The following is a 21,237-nucleotide window of genomic DNA, read 5'->3' as shown; positions in this document are numbered from 1 at the left end:
TTTGCCGGTCCTCAGCCGAGCGCGCGGGCCAGTTCGTGCCGCAGGGTCGCCTGGAAGGTGTGCACATGCCGCGGGCTCATCAGGGTGTAGTGCTCCCCGTCGACCTCGATATAGGTGTTGGGGTCGCGGGTGAACTCGTCCCAGTGGCTGAGCTGGTGATCCAGCCACTCCTCCTTGGTGCCGCGCAGCGGAGTGCAGTAGAAGACCTTCACCCGCCCGACCGAACCCGACGGTTCGTAGGTGCGGCCCAGGTGCACCATGCTCTGTGCGAGGTGTACCCAGTCGGCGAACCGTTCGAGGGTGAGGTCGAGTTCGGTCAGCCGCCGCTTCGGGGCGCGGTCGATCAGATGGGCGAGCTGATCGGCCTCGGGCAGTGGCCGGAGGGTGGCGGTCAGCCGCTCGATGTCGGTGGCGTCGATCAGTTCGAGGAACAGCGCCAGGTTGATCGCGCCGTCGGTGAAGGTGATCTCGTTCATGCGGTCGGAGATCCGCGGTGGCAGGTTGAAGACACCCACGAAGTCGACCTTGTCGCCGTCGGCTTCCAGCCGCTTGGCGATCTCGAATGCCACCGCCCCGCCGTAGGAGTAGCCCGCGACGGCGTAGGGGCCGCTGGGCTGCGCCCGCCGGATGGCCTCGACGTAGGTGGACACCATCTCGTCGAACGACTCGAAGTGGGTTTCCCCCTGTCCGAATCCACGGGCCCGCAGCGCGTAGAACGGCCGCTCGCCGGTGAAGTACTTGGCGAGGTTGACGAACACCAGCACCTCCCCCAGACCGGGGTGGACGCAGAAGAGCGGCGTCCCGTCCCCGGTGATCTGCAGCGGCACCAGCGGATCGTAGGTGGCGTCGCCACCTGCACCCTGCCCTGCGGTCAGGCGGCCGGTCAGCGCTCGTACGGTCGGGGCCTGGAGGAGCGTGGACATCGGCACGTCCTCGATGCCGAACGCGGCCTGGATCTCCAGCTTGAGCCGCAGTACGTCCAGCGAGGTACCGCCCAGGTCGAAGAAGCCGGCGGTGGCCGACACCGCCTTGGTGTCCAGGACGCGGGCGTAGATCTCGGCCAGTGCGGTCTCCACCTCGCCCTCCGGCGCCACCTGGCCACCGAGGAACCGGGTGCTGATCTCGTCCGACCGGCGGGCGGCCTCGTCCAGGCTTCCGTTCTCGACGGCCGCGCGCAGCCGCGACCGCTGGATCTTGCCGAGGTTGCCACGGGGGATCTCCTCCTCGGCGACCGGGAGGATCAGCTGCGGGCGGAAGCCCCAGTGCATCACCGTGGAGCTGCGGATCGCCACGATGGCCCGGTACACCGCGGTCTCGTCGGCGGGGTCGCCCGCCGGGACGAAAGCGATGGCGAGCTGTTCGGTGTCGGCCCCCTCGGGCCGTATCGGGAACGCGGCGACGTGGCCGCGCTTCACCCCGTCCAGCTCGTCCAGGACCGCTTCCAGGTCGTGGCTGTAGTAGTTGACACCGCTGACGATGATGGAGTCCTTGCTGCGGCCGACCAGCGTCAACCGGCCGTCGGAGTCGAGGTGGCCCAGGTCTCCGGTGCGGAACCAGCCGTCGGCGGTGAACGCCCGCGCGGTGGCCCGCTCATCGCCGAAGTAGCCGCCCGAGACCATCGGGCCGTGCAGCTGCACCTCCCCCGGCTCTGCCGTCACGGGCCGATCGGTGGAGGCCGGCACCGTGCCGTCGTCGTCGGTGACGCGAATCCGCAGGCCCCGCACCGGTCGCCCCAGCGACGGGAACTCCGTCTCCAGGTCATGGGTGGCGAAGTCGCGGTTGAACACACTGCCCGCACACGTCTCGGTCATCCCGAACGCGGGCACGATCACATCTCCGCGCAGCCCGTAGGGCGCGAGCGTGTCCAGGAACGCCCGTACGGTGGCGGTCACGGTGGCCTCGCCGCCGGAGATGATGTGCCGCACCTGTGACAGGTCCACCTCCTGCCGCGATGCGCGCCGCACGGCGAGTGCCTGGTTGATCTGCCCGAACAGGAAGTTGGGGGTGAACGTCACCCTCACCCGATGGGCCGTGAGCAGCCTGAGGAACTCCACGGGGTCCGCCAGCACCGTGGCGGGCACCGTCATGACCTGGGCGGCGCCGTTGAACATCGGCAGCAGATGCGCCTCGATCGCGGCGATGTGATCGACCGAGATCCAGTTCAACGAGGTGTCGTCGGGCCCGAGTTCCAGCGCCCCCGCCTTACCGGCCTGCGCCGCCAGCAGATTGGCGTGGGTGAGCCTGACCGCCTTGCTCGATCCGGTGGACCCGGAGGTGAGCATCAGCAGGGTGAGATCGTCCGGCGCGGGCACATGGAGCTGATCGGGCTCGGCCGCGGCATGGCTCAGCTCCTCGACCGTGACGGACCGCAGCCCGGCCTCGGGCAGGTCTCCATGAGCCGTCTTGGACACGATCACCAGCGGGTCGCCCAGGAGCGTGCGCAGCTGCTCCAGCTGGGCGCGCCACCGGGAAGGGTCGGCCGGCGGTGCGACCGGGCACGGCACGGCACCGGTGAGTACGCATCCCCAGAAGGCGCGGAAGAAGATCTCCGGATCACCGGCCGCGATGAGCACTCGGTCGCCCGGGGCGGTGCCGCGCTCCCGCAGCCCTTGCGCGATCCGGCAGGCGCACTCCCGCAACTCGGCGTAGGAGAGGAACGGGCCGCCGATGAACGCGATGCCTTGAGTCGTTTCGCGGGCCGCACGCTCGAGCAGCTGCGGGAGTGTCGAAGCATGACGTTGATCCGGCATGGGGGAAGTCCTCCGATCAGAAGGGACGGAAAACCATGGCGAGCGGGGCTGGGGGCGCGACGCCGCGCCGGGGAGGGGCACCAGGGCCGGGCTCTGAGATCGCCATCGGCGGTGGTGCGCATCGTGGGGGCGCGGCTGAACGCGGCTTGGGGCGGGCGGAGTTCGGCACCCGCGGCACGTGTGATCGAGGTGGACGCGACGGTGTCGGCGCCGGGGTGTCCCGGGCCGGTGGCTCGGTCGGACCGGCCGTCAGATCAGGTGGATCCGACCTCGTTGAATCGCACGATGTCCTCGATCGTCTTCCGCAGTTTCAGCTCATCCGGGTCGGAGACGATGGCCTGTCCCACGCGGCCGTACGGCCCGACCGGCGCATCAGGCGATGAATCGTAGACGATCTCGTCGAAAAGGAAGTTCCGTTCAAAGTCGCTCTGGGTTAAATTGCACCCGTTGGGGCGGCGCAGAAGAATGTATCCATGAAAGCGCTCCGGCGTGCACTGGTCGCCCAGGGCCCGAGCCGCGCCCTCACCCAGCGCGAGACTGATTTCGACGTCAAAGAGATCGACGCCGTATGTCAGCTGATTGACCTGAGGGGACAGCGCCCCGGGGAGGCGGATGGCGCACTCGCCGAAGGTCAACCCTGCTTCGGTCGTGAACGCTTCCATATGGAATACGCAATCGGGGGCGTTCAGGCTGGTGAGCGCTTGCCCGGCGAGCGCCTCCATCTCATCGAACAAGACGGAATGCCGCTTCCGGTCCAGAACGTACGCGGACAGGATGCCGCCCTGTACGGCCCTGAGCGGTGAGGTGTGGTAGCCGCTCATGGACGACCACCGAAGGTCTCCCTTTTCCCAGACGCCGTCGAGATAGACCTCCGGACCGTCCATGAAGGACTCGGCGACGATCTCGACATCCGACTGACCGGTGAAGGGCGTCAGGGCCTGTGCGTACTCTTCCGGGGTACCCACGATGTTCGTACGGAGAGCGCCGGCCCCGGCCGCCGGCTTGACCACGAAGACCTCTCCCAGATCGTCGGCGAGCTCCGCGAACGACGTGCCCACGGGCACATGGCGGCAGCGCGCCCGCCTGATCCGGGGCGGCAGCACGCTCTTCTGGAGGTACTTGTCCCGGAAGTGGAGAGCCGTCCTGGAATCGGCATTCCCGGGAAGGTTCAGCTGCTGCCGTAAGTAGGTTGCCCCGAATACGCCCATTTCATGGACGCTCAGCACGCCGGCCACATCGTCAATGTCCGCGGACAGCACTGCTCGGAAAATCTCCTGGGCGTTCTCCATGTCGGCGACCCATGTGAATCTCCGACTCTTCGGCGGGCTCGCCGGCGCCTGGACAATATAGTAAGGATCAATGCCGCGGCGCTGCAGTGCCTGATCGAGATCGCCTCTGTACCCGATAACAATCATCGTCGGCATTCTCGCCTCCCCGTTACGGCTAGCCAAAACTTGAAGAAGTCATTTGCCGTACTGCCGCCCGATATGGATTCGGGTGGACCGGTGGATCGGTGATGTCTCGCGATGAGCTACTTCGAGGCCAGCACCGAGGCATCGTTTCACAGAGATACGAAAATGTGATCCATTGAGGATGGGCTTGTGACGCAAGTCACAAGCCGGGCAATGAGCGCTAATGGAATTGCTCATTCCATTAGTGCTCATGGAGTGTATTCGCCATTCCGGTCATGCCTCGCATAGCGCTACATGGAGAAAATGGCCCGGCTCCCCGCTCAGATCGCGGTGAAGCCGCCGTCCGCCGCGACCACGGCGCCCGTGATGAAGCTGGAGCGCGGCGAGGCGAGGAAGCAGAGAACTTCGGCGATCTCCTCGGGCTGGGCCACCCGGCCGAGCGGCTGGGCGTCGTACCGCGCGGTGAGCGGTCGCCTCGTCCGTGATGTCGCCGACCAGGGGACGTACGCCCGGGAAGTGCTCGGCCAGTTCCCTCACCTCGTGGCGCAGGTCGACGGCCACGATCCGCGCCCCGCGGCGGTGCAGCAGCCGGACGGTCTCCTTCCCGACGCCGCGTGCCGCCCCGGTGACCAGGGCGATCCTGCCCGTGAACTCCGCGGAGTCGGCGGAATGAGTGGTTGTCGTCATGGTGCCGTCCTTCTTCGATGCCACTGCGGGAAGCGGCGGGGTCGTCTCGCGCCACCGAGTCTGGGCAGTGCGCCACGGGCGGTCCAGGACGCCTGCTGCCTGGGTGCGACACACCCGGGCAGCCGGTCGCGGCGTCTCGTAGCCTGGCGGCATGGGTGACAACGACCTGGGAGAATTCCTGCGAAGCAGCAGGTCAGGACTTCGGCCCGAAGAGGTCGGGATGGCGAGCCACGGCACCCGCCGCGTTCCCGGGCTGCGCCGTGAGGAGGTCGCGGTGCTGGCCGGTGTCAACGCCGACTACTACACCCGCCTGGAACAAGGCCGGGAGCGCCACCCCTCCGCGCAGGTGCTCGACGCGCTCAGCCGCGCGCTGCACCTCGACGGCGATGCCCGGGACCATCTGTACCGGCTCGGCGGCACGGTGCCGGACGGCCCGGCCGCCCGCGTGTCCGACCAGGTCAGCCCCGGGTTGCGGCAGCTGATGGACGGCTATCCGCACACGCCTGCCTTCGTGTTCAACCGGACCCTGGACATCCTCGCCACCAACGCGCTGGCCGACGCCCTCTACTCGCCGTTCCGCCCGGCGGACAACCTGGCCCGCATGGCGTTCGCGGACCCCGCGGGCCGCACCTTCTACCGGGACTGGGACCGGGCGGCCCAGGCCACCGTCGCGAATCTGCGCCACGCGGCGGGCTACCAGCCCGACAATCCGCGCCTGCGCGGGCTCGTGGACACCCTCACCGAGGACAGCGTGGACTTCGCGCGCCTGTGGGACAGCCACACCGTGCGCGGCAAGACCCAGGAGGCCAAGCGGTTTCTGCACCCCGACGTCGGCCCCCTCACGCTCAGCTACCAGGCGTTCGACGTGCGGGAGGCCCCGGGCCGGCAACTCGTCATCTACCACGCGGAGCCCGGCAGCGGCAGCGCGGAGGCGCTGCGTCTGCTCGGCTCCATCCACGCGACACGCACCCGGCCCTCCCCGCGCGGCGCGGACCGCACCTGAGCTCAGGCGCCCGTCCGAGAGCGGTGAGGAGCCGGTCGGTCCCGGCCCCTCACAGTCGGTCAGTCGGCGCGCTCAGTCGCGCGCGAGCAGTTCGAGCGTGTCGATGACGCGGTTCGAGAAGCCCCACTCGTTGTCGTACCAGGCCACCACCTTGATGTGCTTGCCGTCGACGCGGGTGAGCGCGGCGTCGAAGATGGACGACGCCGGCCGGCGGGTGATGTCGCTGGAGACGAGCGGCTCGTCGGAGTAGTCGAGGATGCCCTTGAGCTTGCCGTCGGCGGCGGCACGGTAGGCCGCGAGCACCTCGTCGCGGCTGACCTCCCGGGAGACCGCGGTGTTCAGCTCCACGATCGAGCCCACCGGTACCGGCACGCGGATGGAGTCGCCCGACAGCTTGCCCTCGAGGTTCGGCAGCACCAGCCCGATGGCCTTGGCGGCCCCGGTGGTGGTGGGCACGATGTTCACCCCGGCGGCGCGGGCGCGGCGCAGGTCGCGGTGGGGGCCGTCCTGGAGGTTCTGCTCCTGGGTGTACGCGTGCACCGTGGTCATGAAGCCGTGCTCGATCCCGGCCAGGTCGTCCAGTACGGCTGCCAGCGGGGCCAGCGCGTTCGTGGTGCACGAGGCGTTCGAGACGATCACGTGCTCGGCGGGGTCGTAGGCATCGGTGTTCACGCCGTAGGCGAGCGTGACATCGGCACCGGCGGAGGGGGCGCTCACCAGCACACGCCGGGCCCCGGCGCGGAGGTGCGCGCGGGCGGCGTCCGCCGCGGTGAAGCGGCCGGTGGACTCGAGCACGATGTCGACGCCGAGCTCGGCCCACGGCAGGTCGGCGGGCTCGCGCTCGGCGAGCACCTTGATGCGGCGGCCGTCGACGATGAGGTCGGTTCCGTCGACCTCGACGGAGCGGCCGAGTGGACCGAGCGCGCTGTCGTACTTGAGCAGATGGGCGAGGGACTCGGGGGCGGTGAGGTCGTTGACGGCGACCACCTCGAGCTCGCTGTCGCGCTCGAGCAGGGCGCGGAGGGTGTTGCGTCCGATGCGGCCGAATCCATTGACGGCGATGCGGGTCATGGAGATTCCTTTCGTTTCCGCCCCCATCGTCGGCATCCGGATCCCCGGCCGACAGCGGCATGAACGCCACCACACGCAAGGATCTCGCCACAGTCACGCCATAGCCATCGCACCCTTCACACGAACGGCGCTCGGAAGGAGTCTCAGGCCGAGAAGGTGTGGCGGTACTCCGTCGGGGAGGTGCCGAGAATGCGGTGGAAGTGCAGACGCAGATTCGCGCCGGTGCCGAGCCCGACCCGGTCGGCGATCTGCTCCACGCTCAGATCGGTGCGTTCGAGCAGCTCACGGGCCAGGTCCACGCGCGCCCTGAGCACCCACTGCATCGGCGTGTAGCCGGTGTCCTCCACGAACCGCCGGGAGAAGGTGCGCGCCGACACCCGCGCGTTGCGGGCGAGCGCTTCGAGCGTCAGCGGTTCGGCGAGGTGCGCCAGGGCCCACTCCCGCGTGCTCGCGAACAGATCACCGAGCGGCTCGGGCACACTACGGGGCACGTACTGCGCCTGTCCCCCGCTGCGATACGGCGCCGCCACCAGCCGTCTCGCCACGTGGTTGGAGAGCCCGACGCCGTGGTCGCGCCGCACCAGGTGCAGACAGAGGTCGATGCCGGATGCCGCGCCCGCCGAGGTGAGCACGTCGCCCTCGTCCACGAACAGCACGTTCTCGTCCACCCGTACGAGCGGATGCCGCTCGGCGAGAGCCTTTGTGTAGTGCCAGTGGGTCGTCGCCCGCTTGCCGTCGAGCAGACCCGTGGCCGCCAGGGCGAACGCCCCGGTGGAGATGGCCGCGAGCCGGGTGCCACGCTCATGGGCGGCCATGAGCGCGCTGACGACCGCCGCCGGTGGTTCCGTGGTCGCCGGCTCCCGGTAGCCGGGGATGAAGACGGTGTCGGCCTGCTCGAACGCCTCGAGGCCCTCGGCCACGTGGTACGAGAGTCCCTCGCCACCGGTCACCGGCCCGGGTGCGGCACCGCATACCCGCAGCTCATAGGGCATGCTCGGCCGGTTGGAGAACACTTGCGCGGGGATGCCGACGTCGAGTGGCTTCGCACCGTCGAGCACGAGCACGACGACGTGGTGGTTCTTCCGGCTCATCGGGCTCCTTCGGCTTCCCGCGATCGAACGGGGCCCCGCGCGCACCCGTGACCTCGATGACGACTACCGCGAGCATCCTGCCACTGGCTGCCAGGCCGTCCGGCCACCCAGCACCCAGCTGAGGTCGTGTTCGGTGTGTTCCCGCGAGCGGGCGCTGAGCTGGTCGCTGATCCACATCTTGGTGGGCCGCGGCACCCGTGGATCGGCGACAAGTGCTTCCAGATCCTGGTGCGTTGTCGCGTACGAGCGGCGGATCGCGCAGCTCACCAGCCCCAGGGCGTACCGCTCCGGAAAGACCACGCGATCGGCGTCGTCCTCCGGGCCGCGCTCCTTGAGGTGCTCCCACAGTCTCCGGTACACGGCCGGGGAACCATGGTCGAAGATGCTGTCCATCGCGCCACGGAGGGACTTGGCGAGGTGGTTCTCCGCGGCGCGGCCCTGTCGCGAGGCCACGGCCGCGCCGATGACGCGGATCAGCAGCTCGGCGGCGGATGCCGCGCCGTGCGTGGCGCTGAGCCGCCGCACCAGTTGGCCGAGCCCGCTGATCAGTCCGGCGTCGGTCGGTGGGGCGAAGGCCAGGTCGAGGGCCGTGGTGAGGGCCGTGGGGGTGAGCGGGCCGGACTCACAGGCGGCCTGGAGCAGGGCCTTGCGGGCGGCGTTCCGGGTGGCGGCCGACGCGTCGTCGAGGAGGGGAATGCCTCCCTCGGTGTCGAACACCAGCTCCGAAAGGAAGGTGTGTGCCGTCGTGTACTGGGCGGGTTCGCGCGCCGCGATGGTTCCCACCAGCCCGAGGAAGGCCGCCCGGGTCTTCTGGTCGGAGAAGGTGCCGTACCGGGGCAGGAGTTCGGCCAGACCGGGCGCGGGGAGGACGCCGGCGGACACGGAGCATTCCCAGAGCGTGAGTGCCTGGCGCTGCCGCTTTCCGCTGTTGCCCTCGGCGATCTCGTCCGCGATCAGCCCCGTGAGAGCCGGTGCCGATGCCCGTAGCGCGGCCAGCACCCGCTCATGGGCGAGGGGCGGCAGCGGACCCGTACCCTTCTTGGCCCGGCCGGTGGTGATGGCCTCCAGGAGCACGGTGTCGGCGTCCATGAGCGACAGGTTCACCAGCAGACCGATGTGGCGCTCGGTGTGGAGCCCGGCGTCCGTGACGGCCCGGTGCAGGGATTGGCGGACGAGGCTCCGGGCGGCGGCCGGGGCGGTCGTCGCCTTCTCGATCCTGCTCACCGCGGTGGGGTGACCGCCGAGCGCGGCCGGCAGGAGGAGCGTGGCCAGGCCGTCCCGGGACAGCCACAGCTCGGAGTCGGCCTCCCAGCCGGAGTGTTCCAGTACCTGCCGCACGCGCCGTGGGGGTACGTCCCGGTTGGCGAGGATCCGGCGGGCCACGAGCGCGAGCCGCTGCGAGGGCGTGACCGGCTGGTTCTCGGGGCAGGGCAGCGCCTTGAGCATGGCGGCGAGCCGGTGGACGAGACGTTCCGCGGCGGCGCAGTCGATGCTGAGCAGCAGGGGGAAGACCATCCGGTGCTGCAGTGCGTGCGGCGCTCCCTGCCCGGTCATCGCCAGACAGCGGTCCAGGGTGGCCTCGATGGCCCAGTGGCCGTGCGGAAGGGTGGTCAGAACGGCTGTGGCGGCGATGAGTCCGGCGTTGCCCGCGGTGTCGTGGTCGTCCGCCTCGAGGAGCGCCACCGCGGCGTCGAGGCGGCGCGTCCAGGGGTGGGGAGCGGTGGCCGGACCGCCGTCGGGGTCGTCGGCGTCATCGGCGGGGAGTCCGTGGTCGCCCGGGAGTCCCTGGTCGTGGGTCCACGAGGCGGCCAGCACCCTCGCCAGGGCCGTTTGGAAGAGCCCGACGTCGTACGACTTCCGCGCGAGACGCACACGCCGGAGACGCTCCTGGACGGCGGCGGCCCACTCCGCCGAGCCCAGTGTCTCCCAGTGCCGTGCCCAGAGGGTCATGACGCCGGACGCCAGCTCCGACAGCCCCCGGGTCAGGGCGAAGTCGAGCATTTCCATGAGGCCCGTCCGGGCTGACGCCACATCGACGTGTGACGTCAGCACGAGCAGCCGAGGCAGGACGTCGAGGCCCGCGCAGGCCGTACGGCGCCCGGTCAGCTCCCGTACGCAGCCCCAGTCGGCGAGGGCGGCGTGGACCGCGAGCGAGTTCTGGGCGGCCAGCCGTTCCAGCGCTTCGAGCACGGCCTCCCGCAGGCTGGGCTCCTGTCTCTCCCACAGCCCGTGGAGCCGCGGGAGAAGGGCGTCGACATCCGTGTCGCGCACGGTCGGGGCCAGCACCGCGTACCGTCGGGCGACACCGTGCGGCGCCGTCGCGAGCAGGGGCTCGACGGGCACGCCCACGGCCGGGTTCCGGGCCGCGACGGCCACGGCGACGGTGTGCAGGATCATGGCGTCCTCGTGCGCCGCCATACGGATCAGCGTGTCCCGCACCGGGCCGCGATACCGTTCGGACCCCGCGGCGAGCATGAGGAGCTGTTCGAGGATCGCCCCGACGAAGAAGTCACGGGGATGGGACCCGATCCACTCGCACAGCGACAGCAGCGCCCGCGCCCCGGTGAGGTGCAGCAGGCCGCGCGCGGCCGCGTACTCGAACATGGTCTGGTGGAAGAAGTGGATGCCGTCCGAGGCTCCCCTGCCCAGCACGCCCCGGTCGATCAGCAGATCCAGGGACGACCGGACGCGGGCGGCTTCGTACGGCCACGCGTGGCGTGGGCCGCCATGCGGCGAGGTGAGCCGCTCGGCCAGGTCCTCACGTGACAGCTCGGTACGGCCGGCCGACATCAGCACGACGGCGATCGCGCCGGTGATCGAGGAGAGGTCCTCCGGCGCCGTGGCGCTCTGGTTGCCGCGATGGCGCCGGTCGGTGACGACCCGGTGGTCCCAGTAGCGGCGGTAGAGGCCGGTGGCGTCGATCTCGGCGCTGGGGAACGCCCCGTCGTCCCGGGCGAGTTCGAACAGCAGCCGCAGCTGGAGGGGGCTTCTGCACACCTCGCGCACCGGCAGTCCGCGGGCCACGGGCTCCATCAGCCTCCGCACCCGTGCCCCGTCGTCCCGGGGGACGGCGTCGGGGCAGTAGAGCGCGGCGTGGCCACGGATGGCGTGGGGGATCTCGCCGTCGTCGTAGGGGCCGAGCGATATCCGGAGGAAGCCGGTGCGCAGCCGGTTCGCCTCCTCCGGCCGGGAGGTCAGCACCAGGCGGACACCGGCGGCGGCGAGATCCTCGCACAGGTCGAGCAGCGTCATCTCATGGTGGTCGTCGTGCAGCAGCAGATCGGCGGTGTCGAGGAGCACGACGGGTGTACGCCCCCGGGTCCGGGCGTGAGTGGCCCCGGACACGACGGTCGCGGGGGTCAGCATGGGTGTCGCGGAGGCGCCGCTCAGGGGGCGCAGCAGCCAGGCGGCGTTCACCAGGAAGACCTCGGCGTCCTCCAGAACGGTCAGGTCCCGGGCCAGGCCCCACAGCAGGCTGCTCTTGCCGTTTCCGGCGTCCCCGGTCACCAGGACCGCCTTCGGATCATCGTCGTAGAGGGCCTCCACCACCCGGTCCTGGATGGCGCGCCGCACATACAGGCCGCCGCTGAGCTGCGGCGGGGAGCCGGTGTCAGCGTCCGGCCGTGGGGAGTCCACGAGATCCAGGTCGTCGGAGAACCTCCGCGCCCAGCGGTGGAGTTGGCGGTGTGCGGCCGGTCCGGTGTCCGGTGGGGTTCCCGCATCTGCCGGTGGGGTTCCCGCATCTGGGGGCGGGGGCGGGGCCGTCGGACCGTCCGGGAACCGTTCCGGTGCCGGGCCGGTGGGAGTCTCCGGCCCGGGTGTGGCGGCTGGGCCGCCGCCGGGTGGCAGTTCGCGGAGGACGGAGAAGGCGAAGGCGGCGGCGTGGCGGGCCGCGCGGGACTGCCAGCCCTCGGCGTCCGCGTCGTACTTCTTCCCGTCGGCCCGGTCGCTGATCCCGCGGACGATCAGGGCGGGTAGCGCGGCGTTGAGATGGGCGGCCTGCGCCACGCCCGCGCCCTCCATCTCGATGGCGGCGGCGTCCTGGTAGTTCCGGCGCAGTTGCCGTCGCAGGGGCGAGTCCGCCGAATTGAGGACGACCTCACCGGCGGCCACGGGCTTGAGGTGTACGGCCGGGCGGGCGGCGCCGGGCGGATGGTCCCGCAGCAGCTCGGTCCACCCACCGGACCTGCGGGCCATGCGGGCCAGCTGGTCGAGTTCCTGACGCACCGGCCAGACCCGCGGGCGGGAGTGGAACTCGCCGTCCTCGTCCTTGCCGCCGTGGTACGCGTACACATGCGTGGCCATGACGACGTCCCCGAGCTGGACATCACCCTTGAGGGCCCCCGCCACCCCGACGAATGCCACGGCGCGCGGGCCGAACATGGTAATCGCCCGCTCGGTCAGTACGGCCGCCCCCTGGTTGCCGTCACCGAGCTCGGCGAGCGCCACCCGCCACGGCGTGCCGTCGAGCCGGCCCACCTCGAACAGGGTGCCCGCCGGGTGGAGTCGCGGCCGCGGATCCACCAGGTGCGCCCGGACCGCCTCGTACTCCACGTCCAGTGCGGTCAGCACGACGAGTGAGTCGCTGTACTGCCCGGTGCTCTCCACGTCTCCCCCCGGCCACGGTCGACCCTCGTGCGGCCCACGGGCGAAATGCTACCGTCCGCGATCTCCCGGGGCTGGGGCCGGCGGGGGTACCGAACGCGCGACGGACGTACGAGCCGCCGTGACCATCGGTATCGCCGAGCGGCGCCGGATGCTTGGATGCGCGGTATGGACCTCCCCCACACAAGCCCTTTTGTCCCGAGGCCGATGGCCGTGCCTCCGTTCGACCCCGAGCTGAGCGTCGCGCTGGAGTCCTTGGGCAACGGGCCGAGAGAGCCGGTCACTCCGGGAAATCTCGCGGCCCGGCAGAAGCGGGACGCCGCGACCCGGCCCAGGCCGACGGCCGATGACCTCCGGGCCGATGGCCGTTTCGAGGTGGCGGAGCTGTCCGTCCCGGGGCTGCGGGACGGGCCCGATGTCACGCTGGTGAGCGTGCGGCCCGCCGGGCGCGAAGGGCCGCTGCCACTGCTGTACTACATGCACGGCGGCGCGATGATCATGGGCAACGCGTGGTCGGTGCTTCCGCGGATCCTTCGCGAATGGGTCCTCCCGCTGGACATGGCCGTCATCTCGGTCGAGTACCGGCTGGCACCGCGGACGCGGTACCCCGGACCGCTGGAGGACTGCTACGCGGGGCTCCTCTGGGCCGCCGGGCACGCGGCCGAACTGGGCATCGACCCGGACCGCGTCATCGTCGGCGGGAAGAGCGCCGGCGGCGGCCTCGCCGCGGCCCTCGCCCTGCTGATCCGTGACCGCGGCGGCCCCGGCATCCTCGGGCAGCTCCTGCTGTGCCCCATGCTCGACGACCGCGGACACACCTTCTCCAGCCACCAGATGTCGGGCCTCGGCATGTGGGACCTCATCTCGAGCGAGACCGTCTGGAAGGCGCTGCTGGGCGACCGGTACGGCCGGGCGGACGTGCCGCCCTACGCGGCGCCCGCCCGCGACACGGACCTCTCCGGTCTTCCTCCGGCGTTCATAGACGTCGGATCGGCGGAGATGTTCCGCGACGAGGACGTGGCGTACGCGAACGGGATCTGGCAGGCCGGCGGCCAGGCCGAACTGCACGTATGGCCCGGCGCGTACCACGGCTTCGACGGCATGGCGCCGCAGGCGGCCATCAGCAAGGACGCACGCCACGCCCGCACCCGCTGGCTCAGGCGCCTCCTCGCTCACTCCCGGGACACCGAGCAGAGGCTCGCTGGATGAGCCGGGCTGGGCGGATTCCGGGCATGAGCCCGGACAGCTCAGCCACCGGCTTCAGGCGGCCTCCGACCGCCGCCCGGACGACACGGTCGTCGGCCGGGAGCCCGATTCCCGCGCCCCGCCGGGAATCAACCGCAGATGACGCCGCTCGCGTGGGTTCCGCGGGGCCGAGGACGACCCGGACAGCCAGTCCTCGACACGGTCCATGACCAACAGCAGCAAAACCAGGGTGGGCAGCACCAAAACCGCTATGACGATCACGACGAAGGGCCCCTTCCTCAGCAGGCGACCCTGGCCGGGCGCCCGCGGCAGCCCAGCGCGCCAACGGTGTTGTGTGGGGATGATGTGAAGGTCAAGCGCGGTGTCGGCCCCATGGGCAACGATCCCGGATCCGGGCCCACGGGGGGCAAATTCGGTGGACATCGCGTGCCCCAGCGGTGAAGGGTGACGGCATGAACCAGGAGGAGATCTGGGACGTCGACGCCGCGCAGCGCTATGACACGCCCGGTACGGGCATGTTCGCGCCCGACGTCCTGAGGCCGACCGTGGACCGCCTGGCCGAGTTCGCGGGCGGCGGAGCGGCGCTCGAATTCGCCATCGGCACCGGCCGGGTGGCCGTCCCGCTCGCCGGACGAGGGATCCCCGTCACCGGCATCGAGCTGTCGCGTCCGATGATCCAGCAACTGCGCACCAGGGCCGACGAAGCGACGATCCCGGTCATTGTGGGTGACATGGCGACGTCCGTGGCTCCCGGGGAGTTCACGCTCGTCTATCTCGTCTACAACACCATCTCCAACCTGCTCACCCAGGCCGAGCAGGTCGAGTGCTTCCGCAACGCCGCCCGCCACCTCGGGCCCGGTGGCAGGTTCGTGATCGAGCTCTGGGTACCCGAACTGCGCAAGCTCCCACCGGGCCAGACGGCCACCGTCTGGCAAGCCGAGCCCGGCTACATCGGGTTGGACACCTACGACGTACTGCGCCAGCACGTCGTCTCACACCACTTCCGGTTCGACGACACCCGGCAGGCCCGGCTGACCCGCAGCCCGCACCGTTACATCTGGCCCGGCGAACTCGATCTGATGGCCCAGCTGGCGGGATTCGAGTTGGAGAGCAGGCACGCGGACTGGTCCGGCGCCGAATTCACCGCCGAGTCGCGCTCCCACGTCTCCGTCTACCGAATCCCGCCGAGCCGGTAGCCCCGGAGCGTCGAGGCCCTCTGAGACGCCGCCGATACCGCCACGCGCGCCGCCCCCCGCGAATCCGGGCTCGAATCGGATCTGGGGTGGGCCATCCGCATGGTCTCCTCGGCCTTCCGCAGAGTGGCCACCAGTTCCGTGGAGGACCTGCCGGGTGGTCCGCGGGGCTATCTGGTCCTGGTCGCCGTGGCATCCGGCGAACCGCCGTCCCAACTCGCCCTCGCGCAGCAGGTGAGCCTCGACCGCACCGTCATGACGTACCTGCTCGACGATCTCGAGACGCGGCAGCTGATCACCCGCAGGCCCGACCCCCGCGACCGGCGGGCGCGCCAAGTCCTGATCACCGAAGAGGGCCGCGCCCAGCTGGAACGCGCCCAGGACCGCCTCTCCGTAGCCGAGGCGCGGCTGCTCGCCGACCTCGGTGAGCACGACGCCCGCCAACTGCGCCTGCTCCTGACCCGTGTCGCCCAAACCGCTCAGCGCGAGGCGCTGGCCCCCGAGGCCGACTGCTGAAGAAGCGCACGACGCGTCACCGGGTCACCGCGTACTGCACGACGCTTCACCGCGTCACCGCGTACTGCCGGCGTCGGGCGTCTACCGCCGTTCCGGATCGGTGGCCGCCGCGGAGCCGTCGGCGGCCAGGGACTCCAAGGCGGGCAGCGCGGCGGACAGGGTGTGTCGCTCCTCGGGGCTCAGCTTGTCGATTCGCGTGGCGAGCCGGGTGGCGGCCTCGTGGCGCACGGCGCGGAGGAGTTCACGGCCGGTGTCGGTGAGGGCGATCAGGCTGGCGCGGCGGTCCTCGGGGTCGGGGGTGCGCTCGATCCAGTCGGCGGCGTCAAGCAGTTCGACCATGCGGGACGTGGTCGGCAGGGCGATGCCCAGCCGGGTCGCGAGGGTGCTGATGCGCATCGAGCCATGGGTGGCGAGCGCTCCGAGGGCGGCCTGGCGGCTGGGGGTGAGATCGCCGTGTTCGCCCCGGGCGCCCCGAAGGGCGGGAAGCAGATGCTGGAGGGCGGTGCGGAGCCGCTCGGCCAGCTCCGCCGATTCCGGGGCGGCCGGACTCGGGGTGACGGATTCCGGGGTGACGGATTCCGGGGTGACGGGCCCCGGGGTGATGGGGTCGAGCGCGGTCATCTCGGCTCCTCTGAGGGTGGTCCCGGTCCTTGACCGGGTGGTCCTTGACCGGGTGACGATGATGGCGGCGACGGGGGCGGTGGCCCGGACTCCGGCGGGGACGCCTGCCGGGGCGCGGGCGCGGGGTGGTGAGACGTGTCCTCGGCGGTGTTCTCCGTGTTCGCGGTGTTCTGCGCGCCCGCGCCGCCGACCGGTACGGCCGCCACCACCGCCGGGGCACCGGCGCCCGCCTTCGGCCCGCCCCCGTGCACATACCGCCCACCCCGCAGCAGCGACGCCACCGCGGCCACCAGACACGCCGCGATGGCGAAGTCGAACGCGGCGGACAGGCCCTGGGAGAACGGCGGGGAGATCAGCGCCGGGAAGAAGCCGCGCCCGGTGAGATAGGCGGCGTGGTGGGCGGGCAGATGGTCGAGCACCTGCGGCCCGAGCAGGGTTTTCACCGGGTTGTAGCCGAGCAGCGAGGCGAACAGCACCCCGACCGGCGGCAGGGCGGCGACCCTCGCCGCATCGCCGGCCGGGACCCCTTCCGAGGTCAGGCCGTGGGTGAGGGCGCCGGGGAGCGAGCCGGCGAGCCCGGCGATCATCAGGGAGAAGAAGATGCCGATGGACAGGACGGTGGCCGAGTTCTGGAAGGTGGTGCTGATCCCGGCGCCGACTCCACGCTGATCGGGCGGCAGGCTGTTCATGATGGCCGCCCGGTTCGGCGAGCTGAACAGCCCCATGGCGACCCCGTTGACCAGCAGGATCGTGGCGAACACCGGATAGCCGAAGTCCACCGGCAGCTCCTCCAGGGCCACGAAGGTGGCGGCGGCCAGCAGCATCCCGCCGGTGGCGAACGTACGGGCGCCGAACCGGTCGGAGGCCCAGCCGGAGAAGGGGCCCGCGATCAGGAATCCGATGGTCAGCGGCAGCATGTAGATGCCCGCCCAGAGCGGGGTCTCCTCGAAGCCGTAGCCGTGGCGGGGCAGCCAGATGCCCTGCAGCCAGATGATCAGGATGAACATCAGGCCACCGCGCCCCAGCGCCGCCAGCAGACTGGCCACGTTCCCGGCCGTGAAGGCGCGGATGCGGAACAGGTCCAGGTGGAACATGGGCTGCGCGACCCGGTTCTCGATCAGGCAGAACACGCCCAGTACCGCCACTCCCCCGGAGATCGCGGCGATCACCCAGGGGTTGCTCCAGCCCATGGTGTGACCGGCGTAGGGCTGGATGCCGTAGGTGATACCGGACAGCACGGCGATCAGGCCGACGGCGAAGGTGAGATTGCCCCACCAGTCCAGCCGGGCCGGGGTGCGCACACCGGTGTCCCGCAGCTTCAGATACGCCCAGACCGTGCCGAACAGCCCGATGGGGACGGAGACCAGGAACACCAGGTGCCAGTCGAGCGGGCCGAGCAGCCCGCCCAGGATCAGCCCGATGAAGGATCCGGCGATGCCCGCCACCTGGTTCAGCCCCAGGGCGAGACCGCGCTGGCCGGCGGGGAAGGCGTCGGTGAGGATGGCGTTGGAGTTGGCCATCAGCATGGCGCCGCCCACGCCCTGCAGCACTCGCATCCCGATCAGCCATAGCGCGCCGGACGTGCCGTGCATCCAGGTCACGGAGAGCAGCACGGAGAACACGGTGAAGACCGCGAACCCCAGGTTGTACATCCGCACCCGGCCGAACATGTCCCCGAGCCGCCCGAAGCTCACCACCAGCACGGCCGTGACGACCATATAGCTCATGATCAGCCAGAGCAGCAGGCTGGTGTTCCCGGGGCGCAGCGGATCCACGCCGATGCCGCGGAAGATGTCCGGCAACGCGATCAGCATGATCGAGATGTTGATCGTCGCGATCAGGACACCCAGCGTGGTGTTGGACAGCGCGATCCACTTGTACCGCGACCCCGGACCACTGCCGTCATAGGGCCGTACGGCCCTTTCGGCTCCGGCCGCACGCCGCTCGGTCGTCCAACCCACCGAGCATCACTCCCGTCGGGAGTTGGTTGCTTGATATCAACCAACCTAATCCCGAAATGTCCCGGTGCCAAGTGGGACCACGACGACTCGGGATCGGCGCCGGCTACGAGGGCGCCGGACCGTATCCGGCGTCGAAGGTCCGGAACACGCGGGGCGAACCACCGGTCCCGTGCCATCCGCGGTACCCACTTATTTGTGGGTACTTGGCACCGGCGCACGGCCGGGCGAATCTGGTGGCGGGCGGTCGGAGGGCCGCCGGATCGGATGACACGGAGGTGGCGTTGCGTCAGGGTGCCGACTGGGTCTCGGCCAGCTTCTCCAGGCGACGGTGTCCCCAATCGGACAGGGGGGCCAACGCCTGGGAGAGGTCGCGGCCGAACGCGGTGAGGGAGTACACGGTCTTCAGTGGCAGCACATCGTGGACTTCCCGGTTCACCAGCCCGTCCGTCTCCATCTCGCGGAGCGCCTGAGTCAGAACCTTCTCGCTGAGACCGGGCAGCCGCCGGCGTAGCTCACCGGGACGATACGGGCCGGACTCCAGCGTCCAGAGCAGGGCGGTCTTCCACTTGCCGTCGATCACGGAGATCGCGGCGGTCACTCCGCAGACATTGGTGTCCTGAGCACGGCTGCGTGTCATCTTCGCTCTATTTCCTTTGCGCTATGTACGCGTATATCCATATGGGGGTTGAGTCATGTCCATGTACTCCGAACAGTCTGCCGTCACCGTGCTCGGTCTGGGGCCGATGGGCCGCGCCCTGGCCGGTGCGTTCCTGGACGCCGGGCTGCGGATCACGGTCTGGAACCGGACGCCGGGCCGGGATCGGGAGCTGATCGAGCGGGGCGCGGTGGGTGCGTCCTCGGCGGAAGAGGCGGTCGCCGCAAGCGAGTTGACGGTGGTGTGTGTGGTGAACTACGACGCGTCGGACGCGATCCTGCGGCGCGACGCGGTCACCGACGCGCTCAAGGGACGCACCGTGGTGAACCTGAGCGCGGACACTCCGGACCGGGCCCGGGACACCGCGGAGTGGGCGGCCGGGCACGGCATCCGATACCTCGACGGTGCGATCATGACGCCGACCACCACCATGGGAACACCTGCCTCGGTGTTCATCCACAGCGGCCCGGTGGAGCTCTACCAGGAGCACCGGCCCGTGCTGGAGGCGCTGGCCGGTACCCACACCCATCTCGGCGAGGAGATCGGCCGGGCGGCGGCGTACGACATCGCGCTGCTCGACATCTTCTGGACGGCGATGGCGGGCTATGCGCACGCCCTGGCGGTGGCGCGGGCGGAGGGGATCAGCGCCCGGGAGTTGGCACCCTTCGCCAAGGGCATCGGCGCGATCCTTCCGCCGCTCTTCGAAGAGACCGCGGAGGAGATGGACCGCGGCACCTACTCCGGTGAGGGCAACCCGATGACCTCGGGCGTATCGACCATGGCCCATATCGTCCACGCCTCCGAGGGGCACGGCATCGACGCGGGGGTGATGCGCGCTGCCGAGGGCATGACCCGCCGCGCCATCGGGCTGGGACACGGCACGGAGGGGTTCATCCGCGTGGCCGAGGTACTGGGCCGCCGCTGACACTCGTCAGGTTGGGGATGCTCCCCAAAGGTGCTCCCGCTGCCGGTAGTTGACGCTGAAAGGGTCTGGTGCGGCTGCCGTGGTGTGCGAGATTCTGAGGCACTCAAGAGGGTCTTCAGCGAACGGAGGCTACGAGTATGGCGATATCAAGCGCCGCGGAGCTGTCCTTACCGGCAGCGGGCACCTACGAGATCGATCCGGCGGCATCGAGCGTTCGCTTCGACACCCGCGCCTTGGGGCTGCTCCGGGTCCGGGGGACGTTCACCATCGCGCAGGGCCGGATCACCGTTGCCGAGACGTCGGAAGCGTCGTCGGTGGACGTCGAGGTGGAGGCGGCCAGCTTCGCGTCCGGCATTCCGCGGCGCGACAACCACGTCCGGTCGTCCGACTTCCTGGACGTGGAACGACACCCCACGATCCACTTCCGGAGCCGGGGCCTGGAGCGGTCCGCCCAAGGTGCCTCGCTGCACGGGGAGTTGACCGTGTGCGGAGCGACTCGGCCGGTCGTCGTCACGATCGGCAGCGTGGTCGGCGAAGGTGAGCGGATCACCGTCGGCGGCACCGCCTCGATCGACCGATACGCCTTTGGCGTCAAGAAGGCGAGAGGCATGGCGGCTCGCCGTCTCAAGATCACGTTGGAGATCGTCGCCCGCCGCTGAGTTGCGTCGATCCGGCCGGGCACCCCGGGCGCGTCATTCCGGCTTACGGGCCACGAAGCTGGCCACCGTCCGCTTCACGCCTTCGCCGGGCGCTTGCAGCAGCCGTGCGGTGACGGCGAGCCCGGCCCGGTCCAGGAGTTCGGCGAGCCGATCCGGTGGCAGCAGATGGGATGCGTACGACACGGGATGGCCGCCATACGCCCGCGTCGGACGCAACATCTCGCCGTCTCCCACAAAGCCGGCCAGCAAAAGATGTCCGCCGGGCGCCAGGGCGCGATGGAACTCGGCGAACACCACGGGCAGCACCTCCGGCGGGGTGTGGTGGGTGGAGTAGTAGGCCAGGACGCCACCGAGCTCGTCGTCCCCGATCTCGAGCGCGGTCATCGACCCCACGGCGAACCGCAGCTCCGGGTAAGCCTCCCGGGCCAGCTCGACCATCTTCGGCGACACGTCGATGCCGAATGCCGACACCCCCAGCCCGGCCAGGTGGGCCGTCACCTTGCCGGGCCCGCACCCCAGGTCCGCCACCGGGCCGCGCCGGGCCGTCCGTACGAGCTCGGCGAACGCGGCCAGCATCCCGCGCGACAGCGGATCCAACTCGGCGGGGTTCTTGACGCGCTCGACGTAGGCGGTGGCGACGGTGTCGTAGGACTCCCGGACGGCGGCGAGGTAGGAGAACTCAGTCATGTGGCGAATGTAGACGGGAGCACCGACAGAACTCCGACGAGCGTCAGGGCTCCGCCGGTGGCCGCCGGTCGAGCACCACGACGTCGCGCCCGGTGCCGATGACGATTCTTGCCCGGACCCCATGCACAGCCGACGGTAGACAGGTCCCCCACCATCGAAAACCGCCGGCTCGGCCGCGGTGCGGAGGTCGAAGAC

At 70.4% G+C, this 21,237-nt stretch carries 17 protein-coding genes and 1 pseudogene; 6 read left to right on the top strand and 12 right to left on the bottom strand.

Going from position 1 to position 21,237, the window contains the following annotated elements; translation table 11 throughout:
- Positions 1-11: 11 nt before the first annotated feature.
- The 4 genes and pseudogenes from JK364_RS18600 to JK364_RS58480 form a co-directional block, all read right to left on the bottom strand.
- The gene (locus JK364_RS18600; RefSeq protein WP_201852214.1) at positions 12-2,750 is read right to left on the bottom strand and encodes a non-ribosomal peptide synthetase; all 2,739 of its coding nucleotides are present in this window, start codon (positions 2,748-2,750) and stop codon (positions 12-14) included.
- 254 nt (positions 2,751-3,004) lie between these two features.
- Positions 3,005-4,174, bottom strand: coding sequence for an ATP-grasp domain-containing protein (locus tag JK364_RS18595; RefSeq protein ID WP_201852213.1), 1,170 nt, complete (start codon positions 4,172-4,174; stop codon positions 3,005-3,007).
- A gap of 308 nt (positions 4,175-4,482) precedes the next feature.
- Positions 4,483-4,593 carry an SDR family oxidoreductase gene (locus JK364_RS58485; RefSeq protein ID WP_443732262.1) on the bottom strand — a complete coding sequence of 37 codons (111 nt, stop codon included), beginning with the start codon at positions 4,591-4,593 and terminating at the stop codon, positions 4,483-4,485.
- Between the two features lie 48 nt (positions 4,594-4,641).
- A pseudogene (locus tag JK364_RS58480) lies at positions 4,642-4,849 on the bottom strand (SDR family NAD(P)-dependent oxidoreductase); the annotation flags it as partial.
- A 151-nt stretch (positions 4,850-5,000) separates the two neighbouring features.
- On the opposite strand from JK364_RS58480, the gene JK364_RS18585 reads away from it, so the two are divergent.
- Positions 5,001-5,852, top strand: coding sequence for a helix-turn-helix transcriptional regulator (locus JK364_RS18585; protein ID WP_201852212.1), 852 nt, complete (start codon positions 5,001-5,003; stop codon positions 5,850-5,852).
- 72 nt (positions 5,853-5,924) lie between these two features.
- Here JK364_RS18585 and gap read toward each other — a convergent pair whose 3' ends face one another.
- The 3 genes from gap to JK364_RS18570 form a co-directional block, all read right to left on the bottom strand.
- Complete coding sequence (gene gap / locus JK364_RS18580) at positions 5,925-6,923, bottom strand: type I glyceraldehyde-3-phosphate dehydrogenase (protein WP_201852211.1); 999 nt, start codon at positions 6,921-6,923, stop codon at positions 5,925-5,927.
- Between the two features lie 143 nt (positions 6,924-7,066).
- Positions 7,067-8,014: a GlxA family transcriptional regulator gene (locus tag JK364_RS18575; protein WP_201852210.1), complete on the bottom strand. Its 948-nt coding sequence runs from the start codon at positions 8,012-8,014 to the stop codon at positions 7,067-7,069.
- A 63-nt stretch (positions 8,015-8,077) separates the two neighbouring features.
- On the bottom strand, positions 8,078-12,622 hold the full coding sequence (locus JK364_RS18570) for a phosphorylase family protein (protein WP_307841322.1): 4,545 nt from the start codon (positions 12,620-12,622) through the stop codon (positions 8,078-8,080).
- Between the two features lie 204 nt (positions 12,623-12,826).
- Between JK364_RS18570 and JK364_RS18565 the strand changes: the two genes are divergently transcribed.
- Positions 12,827-13,828, top strand: coding sequence for an alpha/beta hydrolase (locus JK364_RS18565; RefSeq protein ID WP_201852209.1), 1,002 nt, complete (start codon positions 12,827-12,829; stop codon positions 13,826-13,828).
- A gap of 51 nt (positions 13,829-13,879) precedes the next feature.
- Here the strand turns inward: JK364_RS18565 and JK364_RS18560 are convergent, their stop codons facing one another.
- Positions 13,880-14,086: a hypothetical protein gene (locus JK364_RS18560; protein ID WP_230992107.1), complete on the bottom strand. Its 207-nt coding sequence runs from the start codon at positions 14,084-14,086 to the stop codon at positions 13,880-13,882.
- Positions 14,087-14,277: 191 nt separating this feature from the next.
- Here JK364_RS18560 and JK364_RS18555 point away from each other — a divergent pair, with 191 nt between their 5' ends.
- Positions 14,278-15,021: a class I SAM-dependent methyltransferase gene (locus JK364_RS18555; RefSeq protein ID WP_201852208.1), complete on the top strand. Its 744-nt coding sequence runs from the start codon at positions 14,278-14,280 to the stop codon at positions 15,019-15,021.
- Between the two features lie 99 nt (positions 15,022-15,120).
- Positions 15,121-15,534 carry a MarR family winged helix-turn-helix transcriptional regulator gene (locus tag JK364_RS18550; RefSeq protein ID WP_230992106.1) on the top strand — a complete coding sequence of 138 codons (414 nt, stop codon included), beginning with the start codon at positions 15,121-15,123 and terminating at the stop codon, positions 15,532-15,534.
- A gap of 81 nt (positions 15,535-15,615) precedes the next feature.
- Here the strand turns inward: JK364_RS18550 and JK364_RS18545 are convergent, their stop codons facing one another.
- From JK364_RS18545 to JK364_RS18535, 3 genes are all read right to left on the bottom strand, one after another.
- Positions 15,616-16,155: a MarR family winged helix-turn-helix transcriptional regulator gene (locus tag JK364_RS18545; RefSeq protein WP_201852207.1), complete on the bottom strand. Its 540-nt coding sequence runs from the start codon at positions 16,153-16,155 to the stop codon at positions 15,616-15,618.
- Positions 16,152-18,116 (bottom strand): MFS transporter, encoded by a 1,965-nt coding sequence (locus JK364_RS18540; protein WP_372461957.1) that lies wholly within the window; start codon positions 18,114-18,116, stop codon positions 16,152-16,154. The genes JK364_RS18545 and JK364_RS18540 overlap by 4 nt, the downstream gene beginning before the upstream one ends.
- Positions 18,117-18,402: 286 nt before the next feature.
- The gene (locus tag JK364_RS18535) at positions 18,403-18,753 is read right to left on the bottom strand and encodes a winged helix-turn-helix transcriptional regulator (protein ID WP_201852206.1); all 351 of its coding nucleotides are present in this window, start codon (positions 18,751-18,753) and stop codon (positions 18,403-18,405) included.
- 55 nt (positions 18,754-18,808) lie between these two features.
- Here JK364_RS18535 and JK364_RS18530 point away from each other — a divergent pair, with 55 nt between their 5' ends.
- Both JK364_RS18530 and JK364_RS18525 read left to right on the top strand, forming a co-directional pair.
- Positions 18,809-19,696: an NAD(P)-dependent oxidoreductase gene (locus JK364_RS18530; RefSeq protein WP_201852205.1), complete on the top strand. Its 888-nt coding sequence runs from the start codon at positions 18,809-18,811 to the stop codon at positions 19,694-19,696.
- A gap of 137 nt (positions 19,697-19,833) precedes the next feature.
- On the top strand, positions 19,834-20,355 hold the full coding sequence (locus JK364_RS18525) for a YceI family protein (RefSeq protein WP_201852204.1): 522 nt from the start codon (positions 19,834-19,836) through the stop codon (positions 20,353-20,355).
- Positions 20,356-20,388: 33 nt separating this feature from the next.
- On the opposite strand, the gene JK364_RS18520 is transcribed toward JK364_RS18525, so the two are convergent.
- Positions 20,389-21,042 (bottom strand): class I SAM-dependent methyltransferase, encoded by a 654-nt coding sequence (locus tag JK364_RS18520; protein WP_201852203.1) that lies wholly within the window; start codon positions 21,040-21,042, stop codon positions 20,389-20,391.
- Positions 21,043-21,237: the final 195 nt, after the last annotated feature.

Origin of the sequence: Streptomyces endocoffeicus, from assembly GCF_016741935.1 — a bacterium.
GTDB lineage: Bacteria > Actinomycetota > Actinomycetes > Streptomycetales > Streptomycetaceae > Streptomyces > Streptomyces endocoffeicus.
Note: the sequence above shows the minus strand (reverse complement) of the source record. Positions and strands in the feature narration are given on the sequence as shown.

Bases quoted from the DNA above. Each gene is read 5' to 3' on its own strand.
- JK364_RS18600 (WP_201852214.1), bottom strand. From the start codon at position 2,750: ATGCCGGATCAACGTCATGCTTCGACACTCCCGCAGCTGCTCGAGCGT.
- JK364_RS18565 (WP_201852209.1), top strand. From the start codon at position 12,827: ATGGCCGTGCCTCCGTTCGACCCCGAGCTGAGCGTCGCGCTGGAGTCC.
- JK364_RS18520 (WP_201852203.1), bottom strand. From the start codon at position 21,042: ATGACTGAGTTCTCCTACCTCGCCGCCGTCCGGGAGTCCTACGACACC.
- JK364_RS18550 (WP_230992106.1), top strand. From the start codon at position 15,121: ATGGTCTCCTCGGCCTTCCGCAGAGTGGCCACCAGTTCCGTGGAGGAC.
- JK364_RS18545 (WP_201852207.1), bottom strand. From the start codon at position 16,155: ATGACCGCGCTCGACCCCATCACCCCGGGGCCCGTCACCCCGGAATCC.
- JK364_RS18575 (WP_201852210.1), bottom strand. From the start codon at position 8,014: ATGAGCCGGAAGAACCACCACGTCGTCGTGCTCGTGCTCGACGGTGCG.
- JK364_RS18525 (WP_201852204.1), top strand. From the start codon at position 19,834: ATGGCGATATCAAGCGCCGCGGAGCTGTCCTTACCGGCAGCGGGCACC.
- JK364_RS18555 (WP_201852208.1), top strand. From the start codon at position 14,278: ATGAACCAGGAGGAGATCTGGGACGTCGACGCCGCGCAGCGCTATGAC.
- JK364_RS18595 (WP_201852213.1), bottom strand. From the start codon at position 4,174: ATGCCGACGATGATTGTTATCGGGTACAGAGGCGATCTCGATCAGGCA.
- JK364_RS18530 (WP_201852205.1), top strand. From the start codon at position 18,809: ATGTCCATGTACTCCGAACAGTCTGCCGTCACCGTGCTCGGTCTGGGG.
- JK364_RS18535 (WP_201852206.1), bottom strand. From the start codon at position 18,753: ATGACACGCAGCCGTGCTCAGGACACCAATGTCTGCGGAGTGACCGCC.
- gap (WP_201852211.1), bottom strand. From the start codon at position 6,923: ATGACCCGCATCGCCGTCAATGGATTCGGCCGCATCGGACGCAACACC.
- JK364_RS18585 (WP_201852212.1), top strand. From the start codon at position 5,001: ATGGGTGACAACGACCTGGGAGAATTCCTGCGAAGCAGCAGGTCAGGA.